Raw genomic sequence first — 17,006 nt, 5'->3', positions numbered from 1 at the left:
CGGCCGCCCCGCTGAGGGGGGGGCGTACGGATCAGGCGTACGGATCAGGCGTACGGATCCACGCGTACGGCTCAGCCCCAGCAGTTCTCCAGGCCGTTGGCGGTGTCCTTCGACGTGATTCCGTCCTGCGCCTTGTCGGTGATCAGCGTGACGCCGGTGTCGGTGTAACCGGACGCCTTCTTGCCGTCCTTGGCGTACGTCACGACGGCCTTGACGCCCTCGGCGGCCATCTTCAGCGGAAACTGCTGCGAGGTGGCGGCGATCTTGCCGTCCTTGACGGCCTGGGTCCCGGTGCAGCCGCCGTCGACGGAGACGATCAGGACGTCCTTCTCCCGGCCCTTGGCCTTGAGCGCGGTGTACGCGCCCAGCGCGGCAGGCTCGTTGATGGTGTAGACGACGTTGATGCCCGGCTCCTTCTGGAGGCAGTTCTCCATCGCCGTCTGGCCCTTGGCCTGGTCGCCGCCGGTGTCCTGGGCGCAGGCGACGTCCTTGTCGGTGGCGCCGAAGCCCTTCAGGAAACCGGCGTGCCGCTTGACGCCGACGGACACACCCGGCGCGAGGTCGAGGGCGGCTATCTTCGCGGTCTTGCCCTTCATCGCGGCCTTGGCGTACTCGCCGATCAGCTCGCCGGCCTTGAGGTTGTCGGTGGCGAAGAGGGCGTCGACCGCGCTTTCCGGCTCGGTCGGCGTGTCCAGGGCGATGACCAGGATGCCCTTGGCACGGGCCTTCTCGAGCGCGGGCACGATGGCCTTGGAGTCGCTCGGCGTGATCAGGATGCCCTTCACGCCGGCGGCGACCATGTTCTCGACGGCCGTCACCTGACCGGCGTTGTCCCCGTCGAACTTGCCGGCCGCGGTCATCAGCTTGACGCCCTCGGTCTTCGCGGACTTCTCCGCGCCCTCCTTCATCTTCACGAAGAACGGGTTGGTGTCGGTCTTGGTGATCAGACCGACCTTCACGTCGCCCGAGCCGGCGCTCGAGGAGCCCGATCCTGAGCCGGACCCGCAGGCCGTCAGGGTGAGGGCCGCGACACCCGTGACCGCGGCGATTCCGAGGAGGGAGGAGGACGGGCGAGAGGTGCGAGACATGATCGACTCCTGTGGGATAGCGAGCGGCGCGGGATGGGGATCGGAGCACGCCGTCCGGGTGTCATCGTTGACTTATGTCATCGTTGACACTGCCTGGCGAGGATGATGGACTCCGCCTCGCGGAAACGTCAATGCCTTGCGCTTGTCACAAATTGGCAAACATCCGCCGTCGCCGCCCATCGCGACTGCCCGACAGGTCCACCCCCGACGCCCCCGACGCCCCCGACGTGACCGGTGCCCGTACGGCCGCCAGAGAAGAGTCAGCCCATGAGTCCGCGTCAGATCACCGTCCTGGGGGAGTGCGTCGCGGACGCGTTCGCCGAACCCGCGAGCACCTCTGGCGAACTCGCCCTACGTGTACTGCCGGGCGGTGGACCTGCGAATACGGCAGTGTCCCTGGCCCGTCTGGGTACCCCGGCCCGCTTCCTCGCGCGGCTGTCCGGCGATGTGTTCGGCCGTCTGTTCCGCACCCGTCTGGAGGCGTCGGGGGTGGACCTGTCGGACGCCGTCCAGGCTGTGGAGCCCAGCACGCTGGCCGTGGCGGAACTGGACGCCCAGGGACAGGCCGCGTTCTCCTTCCATGCCCAGAACACGGCCGACTGGCAGTGGACGGCCCAGGAGCTGGCGCGGGTGGACCTGTCCGGCACCGCCTGCGTGCACACCGGATCCCTGGCTCTGGTCCGGGAGCCCGGCGCGGTGGTGGTGGAGGACTTCCTGGCGACGGCAGCCTCTGACGCGACCATCAGCATCGACCCCAATGTGCGGCCGCTGCTGGTGCACCCCGACGTCTACCGTGCCCGGCTGGCGCACTGGTGCGCCCTCGCTGATGTGCTCCGGCTGAGCGAGGACGACCTGGAACTCCTGCTGCCGGGCACGCCGTCCGAGCAGGCGTGCGACCTCTGGCACGCGGCCGGGGCGCGGCTCGTCGTGATCACGCGCGGTGCCGACGGCGCCCTGGCCTCGCTCGACGGTGAACGGGTCCAGGTGCCCGCAGTCCCGACGAGCGTCGCCGACACGGTCGGGGCAGGCGACTCCTTCACCGCCGGACTGCTGCACCACCTCGGCGCTCGTGGACTCCTGGGTGGCCGGCTGACGGAACTCCGCCTGGACGACGTCGAGGAAGCCTGCCGCTTCGGCACCCGCGTCGCGGCCCTGACCTGCTCGGTCGCCGGACCCAACCCGCCGTGGCAGAGCCAACTGGCGCAGCTCGCCGCGGCCGACCGCGTATGACGGGCGAGCACGCCGCTCAGCAGGACATCACCGCCGAACCGTTCAGGACATCACGGCCGAACCGTTGACGCGTCAGCCGGATTGCCCCCATCATCGGGCCACTCGATGTCATCGATGACACAAGTCAACGATGACATCCCTTGCCGATGCCGTGGACGACGGCGCCGAGAAGGGCACCACTTTTCGCCGGATCCGAGCCGGGCAGCAGGCTTCGTTGCGCGGACGGCCGCAGCACAGGAGGCAGCGTGAGCTCTGGACGTGTATTCCGGCATGCCCGTATACGGATGATCGCGGTGGTGGCGACCGTCTGCGCCCTGCTCGCCCCCCAGGCCGTAGCCGCCGACACCCCGCCGTACTCCGAGGCCCACCGCCCCCAGTTCCACTTCACGCCGGACAAGAACTGGATGAACGACCCCAACGGTCTCGTGTACTTCGAGGGCGAGTACCACCTCTTCTACCAGTACAACCCGAATGGCAACTCCTGGGGAGACATGTCCTGGGGGCACGCGGTCAGCAAGGACCTCGTGCGCTGGAAGGAACTGCCGCTCGCCCTGTCGCACGACGACGAGGAGATGGTGTTCTCCGGCAGCGCGGTCGTCGACCGGGACAACACCACCGGCTTCGGCACGGCGGAGAACCCGGCCATGGTGGCGATCTACACCAGCCAGAACAAGGCCACGGGCATCCAGTCGCAGTCGCTCGCCTACAGCACCGACCGTGGCCGTACCTGGACGAAGTACCAGGGCAATCCTGTCATCGACATCGGCTCCAAGGACTTCCGCGACCCCAAGGTCCAGTGGTACGCGCCGACGAAGAGCTGGCTGATGACGGTGTCGATGTCCGCCGAGCACAAGGTGCGCTTCTACTCGTCCAAGAACCTCAAGGACTGGAAGCTGCAGAGCGACTTCGGGCCGGCGGGCGCGACGGGCGGCGTGTGGGAGTGCCCGGATCTGTTCCCCCTCGCGGTCGACGGGGACGAGAAGAAGATCAAGTGGGTCCTGGTCGTCAACATCAACCCCGGTGGAATCGCGGGCGGTTCGGCCGCCCAGTACTTCGTCGGCGACTTCGACGGCGAGAGGTTCACCGCCGAGGACAAGGGCACGTACACCCCGCCCACCGGCACGGTGGTGCAGGACTTCGAGGGCACGGACTTCGGTTCGTGGACGACCACGGGTACCGCGTTCGGCCAGGCGCCGGCCGCCGGGGCGGTGGACGGTCAGGGCACGGTCGACGGCTTCGACGGCAAGGGCCTTGCCAACAGCTTCCACTCGGGCGACGTCACCACCGGCACCCTGACCTCGCCCTCCTTCACCGTCGACAGCAAGTACCTGAACTTCAAGGTCGGTGGCGGCCGGCACCCGCACGTGGACGGCACCGCCATGGAGCAGGGCCCGCCACCCGCGGGCACGGTCCTCGCCGACTTCGAGGGCGGCACCTACGGCGACTGGACGACGACCGGGGACGCCTTCGGCGCCGCACCGGCCACCGGCACCCTCCCCGACCAGCAGGAGGTCTCAGGCTTCCTGGGCAGCGGCCTGGTCAACAGCTACCTGAACGGCGACGCCACCACCGGCACCCTCACCTCGCCCGAGTTCACCATCGACAAGGACTACGTCAACTTCCTCGTGGGCGGCGGCAACCACCCCGCCGGCTCCGGCAACGCGACCGCGGTCGAACTGCTCGTCGACGGCAAGGTGGTCCGCAGCGCCACCGGACAGGATCGCGAGGCACTCGACTGGGCTTCCTGGGACGTCAAGGACCTCGCCGGCAAGAAGGCACAGATCAAGATCGTCGACGACAACAGCGGCGGCTGGGGCCACCTCGACGTCGACCACATCATGCTCTCCGACACCCAGGCCCTGCCCGTCACCCAGGAGACGTCCGTCAACCTGATCGTCGACGGCAAGGTCGTCCAGAGCGCTACCGGCTCCAACAGTGAGACCCTGGACTGGGCCTCCTTCGACATGCGCTCCTACGCCGGCAGGCAGGCGCGGATCCAGCTCGTCGACATGAACACCGCCGGCTGGGGCCACGTCCTCGCCGATCAGTTCACCGCCGCCGACACGGCCGCGAAGTCCGTCGTCCAGCGCGCCGACTGGGCCGACTACGGCAAGGACTACTACGCGGCGGTGTCCTGGGAGGACGCGCCGGACGGCAAGCGGTACATGATCGGGTGGATGAACAACTGGGACTACGGCGGCGCGATCCCCACGTCACCCTGGCGCGGCGCGCAGAGCATCCCCCGGGAGACGGCCCTGCGTACGGTCGACGGCCGCATCCGGCTGACCAGCCAGCCCGTGAACAGCGTGACGTCCCTGCGGCAGAAGCGCCCGGCGACCGCGGCCGGTGTCACCGTCAGGAACACCTCCAAGACCTTGATCGGCCCCGCGGTCCAGGGCAAGGCGCTCGACATCGAGGCGACGTTCTCCCTCAAGGACGCCGACCGGTTCGGCCTGAAGGTACGCACGGGAGCCAACGGCGAGGAGACCGTCATCGGCTACGACACCACGACACAGGAGCTGTACGTCGACCGCACCCATTCCGGCGCTGCCGACTTCAACAGCACCTTCCCCGGCGTCCAGAGGGCGCCTCTCAAGGCGAAGGACGGTGAGGTGAAGCTGCGGATCCTCGTCGACTGGTCGTCCGTCGAGGTCTTCGGCGGCAGTGGCGAGGCCGTCATCACCGACCAGATCTTCCCCGACCCCGCCAGCCAGGGAGTGCAGATCTTCGCCGAGAACGGTTCGGTGAAGCTGGACCAGGCCCGTGTCTGGCACCTCGGCTCCTACCGCGACTGACGCCTACCGCGGCCGACGCCGACTGATCCCAACCGATCCCGACCAACTTCGATCGCAGAGGACACCACACTGTGAACAAGACCCTGCTCGCCGAGTTCACCGCCCGCGAGGGAGCGCAGGACGAGGTATCCCGCCTGATCCTGGAGTACGCCGAGAAGGTGCGCGAGGAAGAAGGCAACATCACCTTCGACGTCTACACCAGGTCGGCCAGCCCACGCGGCTTCTGGATCTTCGAGGTGTACCGCGACGAGGACGCCTTCCAGGCGCACGTGAAGGCACCGTACGGCGGCCCGTTCAACGCGGCGCTCGTCCCGCTGATCGAGGAGGACGCCTCGGTACTGACCTTCCTCGATCCGGTGACCTGACCTGACCTGACCTCGCCCGATCCGGCGACTGACGTCGGCCGGGCCCGCGCCACGGGCCCGGTACCGGCGCATCGCCATGCGGCTGTCTGGCCGTGATTCCCCGCTGTTCCCCGCCCGATCTGGTGCGCTTGTGGTGCGGCCGTAACGTAGAAGAAGACCGCAACAGCGGCCGTATTGGCCGTGGCGACGGGATCAGGAAAGCCAGCCGGCCCCGTGAAGCGCGTCGAAGGCCATCTTGTCGACGGCCGAAACTCGGTCCCGATCGGCGTAGCGGAACCACGCCTTCTCGGCGATCTCCCTCGCCGGGGTCAGCTCACCATGGTGATTGGCGGTGTAACAGATCATCCGGAAGGGGCCGTGATCCGGATGGCCCTCGCCGATCTCGAAAGTGCCGAAGTGCACCATGGAACCGGGGTCGATCGCCGCCTGCAGTTCCTCGTCGATCTCCCGCACCAGGGTCTCGCTGTCGGACTCGCCCGGCTCACGATGACCGCCCGGGAGGTAGAAGCGATCTCTGCCGTGACTACGCGTCACCAACACCCGGTCGTCCCGAACCAGGATCCACGCCACCTTCTCCGGCACGCTGTTGCCATCAGCCATGGCTCGGGACCATATCGGAGGGCATGGTCCGCGTCAGTACCGTCCGCGCACTGAGCTTGGGAAGCTGCGGGCGTTTGCGAGTGGTTTGGACGCTGACCTGGCCGAACGCCCACGGCGTGGCCCCTTCGTGGCCGGGCGCCGCCCAGGCGTTCAACGCGTTCTTCTTCGCCCCCGCCCTGGGCCCCGGCACCGCGCTGGCCGGCATGTTCTCCACCCACCCCAGGCTGCAACGCCGCATCGAGGCGCTCGCGGAGATCTCCGTCGAACTGGGCGAGGCGGTCCGCAAACCGGGGGACGACGCGTGACGAGAAGGAGCTGAGGACCCGTGGGTTTCCTGGACGTCCTGCTCGGCCGGACCAAGCCGGTCAAGCAGGACCTGGACCAGCTCTTCGGCCTGCCCTCGGCGGCGATCACCCTCCAGGCCGCCAGCGGCCTCACCCCGACCGGAGCGGGCTCGGTGTGCTTCGCCGCCCGGCCCGAGCGGAGTCCGGACAGCGAGGCGCGCGGCCGGGACGGCCCGCGCGCCTCAGTCAGCGATGTTGTTCTCGTGCCTACTTGAAGGACCTCAGACGCAGGCTGTTGGTCACGACGAACACCGACGAGAACGCCATCGCGGCGCCCGCGATCATCGGGTTGAGCATGCCGAACGCGGCGAGCGGCAGGGCGGCGACGTTGTAGCCGAAGGCCCAGAACAGGTTGCCCTTGATGATGGCGAGGGTCCTGCGGGAGAGGCGGATGGCATCGGCGGCCACGCGCAGGTCGCCGCGTACGAGGGTCAGGTCGCCGGCCTCGATCGCCGCGTCCGTGCCGGTGCCCATGGCCAGGCCCAGGTCGGCGGTGGCGAGGGCTGCGGCGTCATTGACGCCGTCGCCGACCATCGCGACCGTACGGCCCTCGCTCTGGAGCCGCTTGACCACATCCACCTTGTCCTGCGGCAGGACCTCGGCGATCACCTCGTCGATACCGACGGCCTTGGCCACGGACTCCGCGACGAGCTGGTTGTCGCCGGTCAGCAGGACGGGCGTCAGGCCCAGCCTGCGCAGTTCGGCCACGGCTTCGGCGCTGGTCTCCTTGATGGCGTCGGCGACGGTGAGGACGCCGCGTGCTTCGCCGTCCCAGGCGACGGCGACCGCCGTACGGCCTTCGGCCTCCGCGGTGGCCTTGGCCCCGGCCAGTTCGTGGGGGAGTTCGATGGCCCACTCTTTGAGGAGCGCCTCCCGCCCGACGAGCACCGCGTGTCCGTCGACGACGCCCTGGACGCCGAGGCCGACGACGTTCTCGAAGTTCTCCGGTACGGGGAGACTTCCGGCCTTCCCCCACTCTCGGCTTCGCTCGAGCGGGGGGACCCTCATGGCGGCGCCGGCCGCGATGGCCTGGGCTATGGGGTGCTCGGAGGCGTGTTCCAACGCGCCCGCCAGCCGCAGCAGTTCGGTCTCGTCCACGCCCGGGGCGGTGAAGACGTCCTGGAGCTGCATCCGGCCGGTGGTGATCGTGCCGGTCTTGTCGAGGACGACCGTGTCGACGCGGCGGGTGGACTCCAGGACCTCGGGGCCCTTGATGAGGATGCCGAGCTGGGCGCCGCGCCCGGTGCCGACCATGAGGGCGGTCGGGGTGGCGAGGCCCAGTGCGCAGGGGCAGGCGATGATCAGGACGGAGATGGCGGCGGTGAAGGCGGACACGGTGTCGCCGGTGACGCCGAGCCAGACTCCGAAGGTGCCGGCCGCGATCAGCAGCACGACGGGTACGAAGATTCCGGAGATCCGGTCGGCGAGCCGCTGCACCTCGGCCTTGCCGTTCTGCGCAGCCTCGACCAGCTTCGCCATCCGGGCGAGTTGGGTGTCCGTGCCGATACGGGTCGCCTCGACCACGAGCCGGCCGCCGGCGTTGACGGTGGCGCCGGTGACGGCGTCCCCGACGGTCACGTCCACCGGCACCGACTCGCCGGTCAGCATGGAGGCGTCCACCGCGGAGGCACCCTCGACGACGGTGCCGTCGGTGGCGATCTTTTCCCCGGGCCGTACGACGAAGCGGTCATCGACGGCCAACTGACCGACGGGGATGCGTACTTCCTGGCCCCCGCGCAGCACCGTGACGTCCTTGGCGCCCAGCTCCATGAGCGCCCGCAGTGCGGCGCCCGACTTCCTCTTGGCGCGAGCCTCCAGATACCGTCCGGCGAGGATGAACGTGGTCACCCCGGCCGCGGCCTCCAGGTAGATGGAGGACGAGCCGTCCCCGCGGGAGACGGTGAACTCGAAGCCGTGGCGCATGCCCGGCATCCCGGCGTGTCCCCAGAAGAGTGCCCACACCGACCAGCCGAGCGCGGCGAGTGTTCCGATGGACACCAGCGTGTCCATGGTCGCGGCGCCGTGCCGGGCGTTCGTCCAGGCCGCCTTGTGGAACGGGAAGGCGCCCCAGACCACGACGGGAGCGGCCAGGGTGAGCGACAGCCACTGCCAGTTGTCGAACTGCAGAGCGGGGATCATCGCCATCAGGACGACGGGCACGGTGAGCACCAGCGAGATGTACAACCGCTGCCGCAGCGACAGCAGCTCGCCGTCCGCCGCCGGGGCGGCCTGTGCTTCGCCGTCGTCTCCCGGGCCCGATGCGGGCGGGGGCGGCTCCTCGGCGGTGTAGCCGGTCTTCTCGACGGTGGCGATGAGGTCGGCGACCTCGACGCCGTCCGCGTACGAGACTTTCGCCTTCTCGGTGGCGAAGTTGACGGTCGCCGTGACGCCGTCCATGCGGTTGAGCTTCTTCTCGATGCGGGCGGAGCACGATGCGCAGGTCATGCCGCCGATGGAGAGCTCGACCTCGGCGGCGGGCGCGGGCGCTGTGCCGGGAGGTGTGCCGGGGGGTGTCTTTTCGGGAGCCGTGCTGGTCATGCGTATCTCCAGGGGGAGGCCGGGACGTACGGCGTCCGTATCAGCGGAGCGATACGTCCCGGCGCGGGAGGAATTCGCGTGTCCGGGACCGTGGTGGCCCCGAAGGCGTCGTCAGGCGCGGCCGACGAGCTCGTAGCCGGCCTCGTCGACGGCGGCGCGGACGGCCTCCTCGTCGAGCGGGGCGGCGGAGGTGACGGTCACCTCGCCGGACGTGGCGACCGCTTTGACCGCGGTGACGCCGTCCAGCGCGGAGATCTCCTGGGAGACCGCGCCCTCGCAGTGGCCGCAGGTCATGCCGGCCACCTTGTAGACGTTGGTGACGCCGACGCCCTGGACGTCGACCGTGGCGTCGGAGCCGCAGGAACCGGAGCCGCAGCAGGAGCCGGAGTTCGTCTCAGTGGTCATGGCTACTTCCTCAGGGTGTGGATGCGTGGGTCGTTCCCCGGGAGGGGTGTGGTTCCCCTGGCCCTCCCGAAGACGTTAACACCATACCCCCTAGGGGTATTCCTGTCCGCTGTGGCGCTGCCCATACTTCGCTAATTCAATTAGTAGCAGCGCGATCTGCGGCGACAACTTCACCATCGAGGCGACGGTGAGCGGGGACTCCGGTGAGAATCCGGGACGGTGCCGCCACTGTGACCGGGGATGCCCCGGGAGTCAGACACTGACCCGTCGGTTGTCCACCCACTGTGAGACGGCCTGATCGCCGCCGCGGTGGCGATCCTGGCTCTGGTCCGCGCTCGACGCGGTCTTCCTGGACCAGGGCGCGTTGCTGTCGCCGATGCTGGGCAGGATCGGCGACAGCGATTTTCTACGTCCACGCGTTCGCCCGCGACGGGCGGCACCTCTTCGCCGGTCACTGCCGCTGAGGGGGCCACGGTGACGTCACTTCTGCCCCTGCCCGGGCGCGCCATGCTCGCGAGTGCAGCCGCCGGAGGCATCGGCGGAGGTATCGGCGGGGAAAACGCCTGGCTGCTCATCGAACCGGTGCTGGACCGGGCGATGGCGCCCCATGCCGGTCAGTGCCGACCGGCCCTTACATGGCCATCGTCAGCAGCATCGCGGACATGGTCCCGCCCATGCCGATGTGGGCCGCCAGCGCCGCCTCCGGCGCGGCTCCGAGTTTGCGGCGCCGCCCGTGGCCTGCCCGCTGTGCCGTACGGGCCCTGTCCCACGCCGAGGTCGTCAGCGATGCCAGGAAGACGAACACCGTGTCCGGCATGACGAGCAGCCATCGACCCCAGCTGAACCGAGCCCCGGCGCCCCGGCCGCCCTTGCGGGTGCCCCGGGCCCTGGCCCACACGGACGCCCCGATCGACAGCACGAAGTACACGGCGAGCGCCACGATCAGGAGCCGCCACACGGAGGCGGACCCGTTGGAAGCGGCGGTGTCGGCCGCGGCCTGCGTCATACCGTGCGTGTCCATCCCCTGCGCGGAACCCATCCCCTCCATGGAACTCATCCCCTCCATGGACTCCATCCCCTCCATGCCGGCCATCTCGTGGCCGTGCGCAGTGCTCGCCGTGTTCTCCATGCCCGGCATGTGCGCCATGGAGGAATGCCCCAGCGCGAGCACCGGTCCGGACGACGTGCTCGTCATGGCGAGCGTCATGATCAGCATGCCGGCGCTGCCGACGATGAGGTGCACCCAGTGACGGCCGTGCTTCCATCCCCCCTCGCGCGTGTGCTTGAACGCCATCGCCACGCCTCCGAGCCCGAGGAGGGCGAACACTCCCGACCACCACATGCCGTAGCCCGCGTACCAGGAGACCGTTGCCGGCAGGGCCATGGCGGCCATGCACACGCCCATCAGCAGGTCACCTCCGGCCGCGAGCCGGACTGCGCCGCTGGTGGTCACCACACGGACCGCGCTGACGGCTGCCACCAGGGCGGCGACCACCGCGATGGCCCAACTGAGCGCCATGATCCCCATCTTCACCTTCCCGATCGTCCGAGCGCGGCCGGGCTGCGACGCCGACGCGGCCTCGTCACACAGAGCACTCGTGGGCGTCTCTTGGGCGTTTCTTGGACTGTCAACTCCTAGTGCCCTTAGTACGTGTTGAGGTTGAGGAGTGTTCAGGGGCCGGTGAGATTTCGCGTCGGGGCGATACGGACGCGCGGCTTCCATCGTTCGTCAGGCCGGTGGAAGCCGTCGAGACGACCTGTGGTGGAGACACGTAAGCCGCCGCGCCGAGCAGGACGGCGGCGGCCTCAGACTCCGTGCGTTTCTACTAGTAATGTTCGTAGTACTGTCGCCCCGGTTCGCTGCCGTCCCCTTGGTGGCGGGCGGGCTCCGGTCGCGCTCAGGTGTGACCGGGCGATGGGCGTGGCCGTGGGCGGTGCAACAGGAAGCAGCACGTGGTGCTGGCGCCGCCCACGGTCGCGTCTCCGGAACAGCCGCGAGATCCTCCCCAGGGTGACCTGGCCGGGCGGCGTCGGTCGGGTTGCTCAGGTACCCCCAGGGGGTAGTATGTGGACTCCGGTGACCGGTGAGGACGAGTGGAGCTCATGACGGCACGAACGGCTCGCGGCGGCGGTATAGCCGTCCGCTGGGCGTACGGGGTGTTCCTCACCCTGTGCGTCGCGCTGGCCGTGCTCGTTCACCACGAGACGTCCGCGATGGGCGTCTCGTCCATGCCGAGTGCGGCCCATGCCGTCATGCCGGGCGCGGTCCATGCCGTCATGCCGGGCATGGCCCATGACGCTCACGTGATGCCGGATGAGACGGCGCCGTCGGTCTCGGACGGCTCCTCCCACAGCGCCCACGACAACGGCACGTGTGCCGCGCCCGGCATGCAGCACTGCGCCACGGCGAGCATCGACTCCGTGCAGCTCGCCGTTCCCTCCCGGGCCGCTTTCGACCCGCTGGCGAACCCGGGCCAGGCCGTGGCCGGACGTACGCCCGGCGCCGCGGTCGGCCGAGCCCCGCCAGATCTGTCAGTCCTCTCGCAACTGCGCAGATAGGCCGCGCCGGACGGCGCGCGATGTGCCGTCCCTCCGTGACCACATCGGCAGTTTCGAAACAGAGGACACAATCCCATGACCAGCATCAACCGCCGCTCCGTCCTGCTCGCCGGACTGGGAGCCGCCGGGGCGGGCACGCTCGCCGCGTGCAGCAGCGACTCCGGCTCCGATGTCAACAACGCACTGGTGAACCCTTCCGGCTCGCCGGTCGCCGCCGCCGAGAAGAAGCGCAAGGGCACTGGACGCCGGCAGAAGCTCACCCTGACGGCGGCGCCCGGCATGATCGACCTGGGCGGCGGCGTCATGCCCAGGACCTGGGCGTTCGACGGCCGTACCCCCGGTAAGGAGGTCCGCCTCTCCGTCGGCGACACCCTGGTCGCCGAGCTGTCCAACCAGCTCCCGAACAGGACGGCCACGTCGGTCCACTGGCACGGCATCGCGCTGCGCAACGACATGGACGGCGTACCGCCCGCCACCCAGACCGCCGTCCGGGCCGGCTCCACGTTCACCTACGAGTTCGTCGCCGACGCGCCGGGCACGTACTTCTTCCACCCGCACGTCGGAGTCCAGCTCGACCGCGGCCTGTACGCCCCGCTGATCGTCGAGGACCCCAAGGAAACCCTCGCCTACGACGACGAATGGGTCGTCCTCCTCGACGACTGGGTCGACGGCGTCACCGGCACCCCCGACGAGGTCTTCGCCGAACTCAAGCAGGGCATGGGCGGCATGGGCATGGGGGAGAGCGCCAGTTCCGGCTCCAGCGGTATGGAGGGCCACGACATGGGGGACATGGGCGGGATGGACATGGGCGGCGACTCGGAGTCCCCCTCCCCCTCAGCCTCAGCCTCGTCCGGCGGTATGTCGATGAGGTTCATGCTCATGGGCGCGGAGAGCGACCTGCTCGGCGGTGACGCCGGCGACGTGAAGTACCCGCACCACCTGATCAACGGCCGGGTGGCGAGCGACCCGGACGTCTACACGGGAAAGCCCGGCAAAAAGGTGCGCCTGCGGATTGTCAACGCGGGCGGGGACACCGCCTACCGGGTGGCTCTCGGCGACCACAAGCTGACCATCACCCACACCGACGGCTTCCCGGTCCAGCACCAGGACGTGGACGCCCTGCTGGTCGGCATGGGCGAGCGGTACGACGTCCTCGTCACCCTCGGCGACGGGGTCTTCCCGCTCGTAGCGCTGGCCGAGGGCAAGAACGCGAACGGTCTCGCCCTCGTCCGCACCGGCTCGGGAAGTGCCCCGAAGGCGACCGTCCGCCCGAAGGAACTCGACGGCATGATCATGAGCGCGTCTCAGCTGCGTGCCGCCGACGACGTACGGCTGAGGTCGGCCAAGACCGACGTCACGTACCAGATCAAGCTGACCGGCGGCATGGACAGGTACAACTGGGCCATCAACGGCAGGCCGTTCGACATGAAGGGCCCGGGGGCGAACCCGATCCTCGTCGAGGAGGGCCGGCGCGTACGGCTGGACTTCGTCAACGACACCGACATGTGGCACCCGATGCACCTGCACGGGCACACGTACCAACTGGGCGACTCCGGGCCGCGCAAGGACACGTCGATCGTGCTGCCCAGGAAGAAGCTGTCCGTCTTCTTCGACGCCGACAACCCGGGTCAGTGGATGCTGCACTGCCACAACGCGTACCACGGCGAGGCCGGGATGATGGCGAACGTGGCCTACCGCGCCTGACGTTCTCCTCGCGCCGTCCGGGCGGGCCCATCGGCCGGCGATGGGTGTGTCCGGACGCGGCGTGCAGGAGGTTACGACGAGACGTCCCCCTCATGGGGAGCGGGTTCAAGGGCGGATGCCGACGAGTCCGAAGCGTCCGCCCCCGCCCCCGTCCCCGCCCCCGTGTCCGTGGACGGCCGGGCGTGTGGTCACTGAAGTTCTTTGCGGGGTACGGGTGTTGGCGCTCAGGGCCGGGACGCGGCGAAGAACGGCATGGAGTCCAGGGGGACGACCTCGATGTTCTTGCCGGTGCGCGGCGCGTGGATGGCCTTGCCGTCGCCGACGTACATGCCGTTGTGCTGGGTGTTGTTGTACCAGTAGATGATGTCGCCCGGCCGCAGGTCCGACTTGGACACCTTGCGCCCGGCGTCGTACATCTGCTGGACGGTACGGGGCAGGGAGACGCCCGCCGCGCGCCAGGCCGCTCCCACGAGTCCTGAGCAGTCGTAGGAGTTGGGGCCGGTCGAACCCCACTCGTACGGTTTGCCGAGCTGGGCGTACGCGAACTCGATGGCGGTCTTGGCGCGACCGCCGGCGGGGCCGTCGTAGGAGGCGGAGGAGTCACTGGCGCCCGCGGAGGCGTCGTCGCGCTCCTGGGCGGCCTCCATCCTGGTGCGCTGCTCGGCGGTCAGGTTGTTCAGGAGCTTGCGGGCCTCCGTGAGCTTGCTCTGGACCTCGACCTTCTTCGCGGCGGCCTTGGCGCGCGTCTCATCAAGGGACCTCAGACGCTTCTGGGCGTCCTTCCGCTCCTGGGTGAGTTCGCGCTGCTTGGCCTGCATCGCCTGCAGGGCGTCGGCCTGCCGGCTGCTCATACGGTCGAGCATCTCGGCCTGGTCGAGGTAGTTGTCCGGGGCGCCGGACAGGAAGAGCTGCACACTCGGGTCCATGCCGCCGCTGCGGTACTGCGCGGCTGCCAACGGGCCGATCTTCTCCCGCAGTTCGTTGACCTCCTGCTGCTTGCGGGCCAGCCGGTCCTGCGCCCCGTCCGCCTCGCGCTGCAGCTTCTTCTGCCTCTCGCTGACGGCGTTGAACTCCTCCGTGGGAGCCTCGGCCTCCTCGTAGAGCTGCTCGACCTGCTTGCGCACCTCGTCCACTGTCGGCTTGGGAGCCGCCTGGCTCTGCGTCGGCAGGAGGCTGACGGCGCCGGCGGCTATGCCGAGGGTGGCTATCCGGGCACGGTTGGGTGGCTTCGGACGACGGTGGGTTCCCATCGTGGGGTGACTCCTCTGCGCGGTCTGTGTACCAGGCGACGGGCTGTGGCGGCCGTCGTACCGGCGCACAGTGCGCCGACCCGTCAAGCAAGTTAAAACTTAGTAGATTAGTAGTTTGTATCGCAAGCGAGTCCGAGTCGCAGGTGCCTCACGCGAATCCGGTCAGCCGAGCGCGGGCGGGCAGGCGACCAGCAGCGGCAACAACGGAACCGCCACGGCCACGGCGGCGACGCAACCCCACAGGGCCGGGTGGGGCGCCTTGCGCGGACCGAGAACCCGCTTCACGCGGATGAGGACGGTGTGGCCGCCCGCGGCGAACGCGCCCTTGGGAGCGCGGGCCGCGGCCATCTCGAACATCGCGGTGGCCAGCACCTCGTCGGAGTGACGGCGCCGAGCACGGTCGTCCGCGACCATCTCCAGCAGCAGTGCCGTCTGCTCCCGGGCGTGGCGGGCCAGCGGGAGTCGGCGGAACACGGAGTGGAAGGCTTCCACAGTGGCCAGGACCAGGTGGTGGCGGCCCGCGATGTGCGCCTGCTCATGCTCCAGTACGGCGCCGAGCTGTTCCGGTGTGAGCTCGCGCACGGCTGCGTCGCTGATCACGATCCGGGGGCGACGGCCGGGCAGGCAGTACGCGGCGGGGATGTCGTACGGCAGGACGGTGGCGCACAGGCGTGCCGAGTGGTGGCCCACCAGGTCGAGGGCCTCCCGGTGCTGCGTGCGCGCCCGCCGGGCCCGCACGACGTGGAAGACGAAGCCGGCCGCCAGGGCGGTCCAGATGGCGGCGGGCACGCCGACAGCCAGCCGGTCGGCCCTGCGGATGTCGGTCCTGCCCGCACCGACATCGAGCCCGCAGGAGTGCAGCAGGCCAACCAGGCCGGCGTGCAGGTGCTCGGTCGGCATGGCGAGGTGGTACGCGAAGAGTGCCGCCCCGATCGAGAACGAGACCGCAAGTGCGTGCCACACCGCCACCGCCAGGGCCGGAGCCCGGTACGGCCAGCTGCTGCGGAGCATCAGCTGCGGAGCGACGAAACCCACCGCGACCGTGTAGCAGGCCAGGACAGGGGCCGCGTTCACGCCTTCGCCTGCCGTCCGGCGTTCCGCAGGGCCTTGCGCAGGGCGGCCACCTCTTCCTCGGACATGTTCTCGACGAAATGGACCAGCGCGGCCGGACGGTCCTTGCTCGCTCCCAGGCCGTCCTCCATGAGCGCGGCGGCGTACGCCTCACGGCTGCGGACCGGCGTGTACAGCCAGGCGCGGCCCTGTTTGCCACGCAGCAGCCAACCCTTGGTGTACAGGATGTTGGTGACGGTCATCACCGTCGTGTACGCGACGGGGCGGGTCTTGTTTATGTCGTCGACGACCTCACGCACCGTGGCCGGACGGCCCCACGTCCAGAGGCGATCCATGATCTCCGCCTCGAGTTCCCCCAGCCGCCGCATGACCCTGACTCCCTTTTTCGCCACCGAATACGCCACCGAATACGCAAGCGAATACGCAGGGCCATAGTAGACGGCTGATCTGCTCGGACTTCCTCGGTGGCGGGCGACGTGCACACCCGCTCAGTCGATCTCGTAGCCCGCCTCGCGTATGTCCGAGCCCGCCTCGCGTACGTCCGGGATGCAGGGGATGAATGTCCTGTGCCTACGATGGCGCCGTGACGCGCCTCGTACAGCTCGCCCTTCGACCGCAATCGGTGTTGCGGTCCTGTGGGCTGCTCGTGGGCGCTCTGCTGCTGGGCCTGCTCGGTATGCACGGTCTCGGACCGGTGCCGGAGGCCGCGGCTGCCGACGGGCACGACCGGACGGTGACGTCGGGGGGTATGGACCCGGGTGCCGTGGTGTCCGAGCCCGCCGGCTGCGATCACGGCGGCGACTGCCAGGGTCACGCGAAGCACGCGGATCCGACCTGTGCCTCCACGTCGGTGCTCGGGGCACCCGGTGTGATGCCCGTGCTGCTGCCCGATGTGGTGGCCCGGGTCGGGATGCCGCTCGTGCGCACATCCCCGAGGGGCAGCGGTCCCGACGGCGGCCGGGCGCCGCCTTCACTCTCCGAACTCCAGCTCCTGCGGATCTAGAGCAGCCCGCGTGACGCTGTACGCCCGTGACGGCGCGGCGCCGCGTATCGGTAT

General features: G+C 69.4%; 15 protein-coding genes, 1 pseudogene and 1 riboswitch. Of the genes and pseudogenes, 8 read left to right on the top strand and 8 right to left on the bottom strand.

Going from position 1 to position 17,006, the window contains the following annotated elements:
• Window positions 1–71: 71 nt before the first annotated feature.
• Window positions 72–1,088, bottom strand: coding sequence for a sugar ABC transporter substrate-binding protein (locus AB0D14_RS09075; protein ID WP_362776307.1), 1,017 nt, complete (start codon window positions 1,086–1,088; stop codon window positions 72–74).
• A gap of 267 nt (window positions 1,089–1,355) precedes the next feature.
• Here AB0D14_RS09075 and AB0D14_RS09070 point away from each other — a divergent pair, with 267 nt between their 5' ends.
• From AB0D14_RS09070 to AB0D14_RS09060, 3 genes are all read left to right on the top strand, one after another.
• Window positions 1,356–2,318 (top strand): carbohydrate kinase, encoded by a 963-nt coding sequence (locus AB0D14_RS09070; protein WP_362776305.1) that lies wholly within the window; start codon window positions 1,356–1,358, stop codon window positions 2,316–2,318.
• A 245-nt stretch (window positions 2,319–2,563) separates the two neighbouring features.
• Complete coding sequence (locus tag AB0D14_RS09065; RefSeq protein ID WP_362776303.1) at window positions 2,564–5,113, top strand: GH32 C-terminal domain-containing protein; 2,550 nt, start codon at window positions 2,564–2,566, stop codon at window positions 5,111–5,113.
• Between the two features lie 71 nt (window positions 5,114–5,184).
• Window positions 5,185–5,478, top strand: coding sequence for a putative quinol monooxygenase (locus tag AB0D14_RS09060; RefSeq protein ID WP_362776302.1), 294 nt, complete (start codon window positions 5,185–5,187; stop codon window positions 5,476–5,478).
• Between the two features lie 192 nt (window positions 5,479–5,670).
• Here the strand turns inward: AB0D14_RS09060 and AB0D14_RS09055 are convergent, their stop codons facing one another.
• Entirely contained in the window at window positions 5,671–6,078 is a 408-nt protein-coding gene (locus AB0D14_RS09055; protein WP_362776300.1) for an NUDIX domain-containing protein, read from the bottom strand.
• 140 nt (window positions 6,079–6,218) lie between these two features.
• On the opposite strand from AB0D14_RS09055, the pseudogene AB0D14_RS09050 reads away from it, so the two are divergent.
• Together AB0D14_RS09050 and AB0D14_RS09045 are read left to right on the top strand one after the other, a co-directional pair.
• Window positions 6,219–6,383: pseudogene (locus AB0D14_RS09050) on the top strand (zinc metalloprotease HtpX); the annotation flags it as partial.
• Window positions 6,384–6,403: 20 nt separating this feature from the next.
• The gene (locus tag AB0D14_RS09045) at window positions 6,404–6,637 is read left to right on the top strand and encodes a hypothetical protein (RefSeq protein WP_362776625.1); all 234 of its coding nucleotides are present in this window, start codon (window positions 6,404–6,406) and stop codon (window positions 6,635–6,637) included.
• Here AB0D14_RS09045 and AB0D14_RS09040 read toward each other — a convergent pair.
• From AB0D14_RS09040 to AB0D14_RS09030, 3 genes are all read right to left on the bottom strand, one after another.
• Window positions 6,630–8,960: a heavy metal translocating P-type ATPase gene (locus AB0D14_RS09040; protein WP_362776298.1), complete on the bottom strand. Its 2,331-nt coding sequence runs from the start codon at window positions 8,958–8,960 to the stop codon at window positions 6,630–6,632. The genes AB0D14_RS09045 and AB0D14_RS09040 overlap by 8 nt on opposite strands.
• A gap of 111 nt (window positions 8,961–9,071) precedes the next feature.
• Complete coding sequence (locus AB0D14_RS09035) at window positions 9,072–9,365, bottom strand: heavy-metal-associated domain-containing protein (protein ID WP_362776296.1); 294 nt, start codon at window positions 9,363–9,365, stop codon at window positions 9,072–9,074.
• A gap of 135 nt (window positions 9,366–9,500) precedes the next feature.
• Window positions 9,501–9,652, top strand: a riboswitch (cobalamin riboswitch).
• A 344-nt stretch (window positions 9,653–9,996) separates the two neighbouring features.
• On the bottom strand, window positions 9,997–10,884 hold the full coding sequence (locus AB0D14_RS09030; RefSeq protein ID WP_362776294.1) for a DUF5134 domain-containing protein: 888 nt from the start codon (window positions 10,882–10,884) through the stop codon (window positions 9,997–9,999).
• Window positions 10,885–11,468: 584 nt separating this feature from the next.
• On the opposite strand from AB0D14_RS09030, the gene AB0D14_RS09025 reads away from it, so the two are divergent.
• Window positions 11,469–11,924 (top strand): hypothetical protein, encoded by a 456-nt coding sequence (locus tag AB0D14_RS09025; RefSeq protein ID WP_362776292.1) that lies wholly within the window; start codon window positions 11,469–11,471, stop codon window positions 11,922–11,924.
• Window positions 11,925–11,999: 75 nt separating this feature from the next.
• Window positions 12,000–13,628, top strand: a complete 1,629-nt coding sequence (locus tag AB0D14_RS09020) for a multicopper oxidase family protein (RefSeq protein WP_362776290.1) — start codon at window positions 12,000–12,002, stop codon at window positions 13,626–13,628.
• Between the two features lie 224 nt (window positions 13,629–13,852).
• Here AB0D14_RS09020 and AB0D14_RS09015 read toward each other — a convergent pair whose 3' ends face one another.
• The 3 genes from AB0D14_RS09015 to AB0D14_RS09005 form a co-directional block, all read right to left on the bottom strand.
• Window positions 13,853–14,878: an NlpC/P60 family protein gene (locus AB0D14_RS09015; RefSeq protein ID WP_362776289.1), complete on the bottom strand. Its 1,026-nt coding sequence runs from the start codon at window positions 14,876–14,878 to the stop codon at window positions 13,853–13,855.
• Window positions 14,879–15,040: 162 nt separating this feature from the next.
• Window positions 15,041–15,952: a M56 family metallopeptidase gene (locus AB0D14_RS09010; protein WP_362776287.1), complete on the bottom strand. Its 912-nt coding sequence runs from the start codon at window positions 15,950–15,952 to the stop codon at window positions 15,041–15,043.
• Window positions 15,949–16,317, bottom strand: coding sequence for a BlaI/MecI/CopY family transcriptional regulator (locus AB0D14_RS09005; protein WP_362776285.1), 369 nt, complete (start codon window positions 16,315–16,317; stop codon window positions 15,949–15,951). Before AB0D14_RS09005 ends, AB0D14_RS09010 begins: the two co-directional genes overlap by 4 nt.
• 215 nt (window positions 16,318–16,532) lie before the next feature.
• Between AB0D14_RS09005 and AB0D14_RS09000 the strand changes: the two genes are divergently transcribed.
• Entirely contained in the window at window positions 16,533–16,952 is a 420-nt protein-coding gene (locus tag AB0D14_RS09000) for a DUF6153 family protein (RefSeq protein WP_362776283.1), read from the top strand.
• Window positions 16,953–17,006: the final 54 nt, after the last annotated feature.

The organism is Streptomyces sp. NPDC048484, assembly GCF_040651415.1.
Classification (GTDB): Bacteria; Actinomycetota; Actinomycetes; order Streptomycetales; family Streptomycetaceae; genus Streptomyces.
Note: the sequence above shows the minus strand (reverse complement) of the source record. Positions and strands in the feature narration are given on the sequence as shown.

Coding starts and splice junctions, on each gene's coding strand:
- AB0D14_RS09005 (WP_362776285.1), bottom strand. CDS start 16,317: ATGCGGCGGCTGGGGGAACTCGAGGCGGAGATCATGGATCGCCTCTGG.
- AB0D14_RS09015 (WP_362776289.1), bottom strand. CDS start 14,878: ATGGGAACCCACCGTCGTCCGAAGCCACCCAACCGTGCCCGGATAGCC.
- AB0D14_RS09025 (WP_362776292.1), top strand. CDS start 11,469: ATGACGGCACGAACGGCTCGCGGCGGCGGTATAGCCGTCCGCTGGGCG.
- AB0D14_RS09055 (WP_362776300.1), bottom strand. CDS start 6,078: ATGGCTGATGGCAACAGCGTGCCGGAGAAGGTGGCGTGGATCCTGGTT.
- AB0D14_RS09075 (WP_362776307.1), bottom strand. CDS start 1,088: ATGTCTCGCACCTCTCGCCCGTCCTCCTCCCTCCTCGGAATCGCCGCG.
- AB0D14_RS09020 (WP_362776290.1), top strand. CDS start 12,000: ATGACCAGCATCAACCGCCGCTCCGTCCTGCTCGCCGGACTGGGAGCC.
- AB0D14_RS09035 (WP_362776296.1), bottom strand. CDS start 9,365: ATGACCACTGAGACGAACTCCGGCTCCTGCTGCGGCTCCGGTTCCTGC.
- AB0D14_RS09070 (WP_362776305.1), top strand. CDS start 1,356: ATGAGTCCGCGTCAGATCACCGTCCTGGGGGAGTGCGTCGCGGACGCG.
- AB0D14_RS09040 (WP_362776298.1), bottom strand. CDS start 8,960: ATGACCAGCACGGCTCCCGAAAAGACACCCCCCGGCACACCTCCCGGC.
- AB0D14_RS09030 (WP_362776294.1), bottom strand. CDS start 10,884: ATGGCGCTCAGTTGGGCCATCGCGGTGGTCGCCGCCCTGGTGGCAGCC.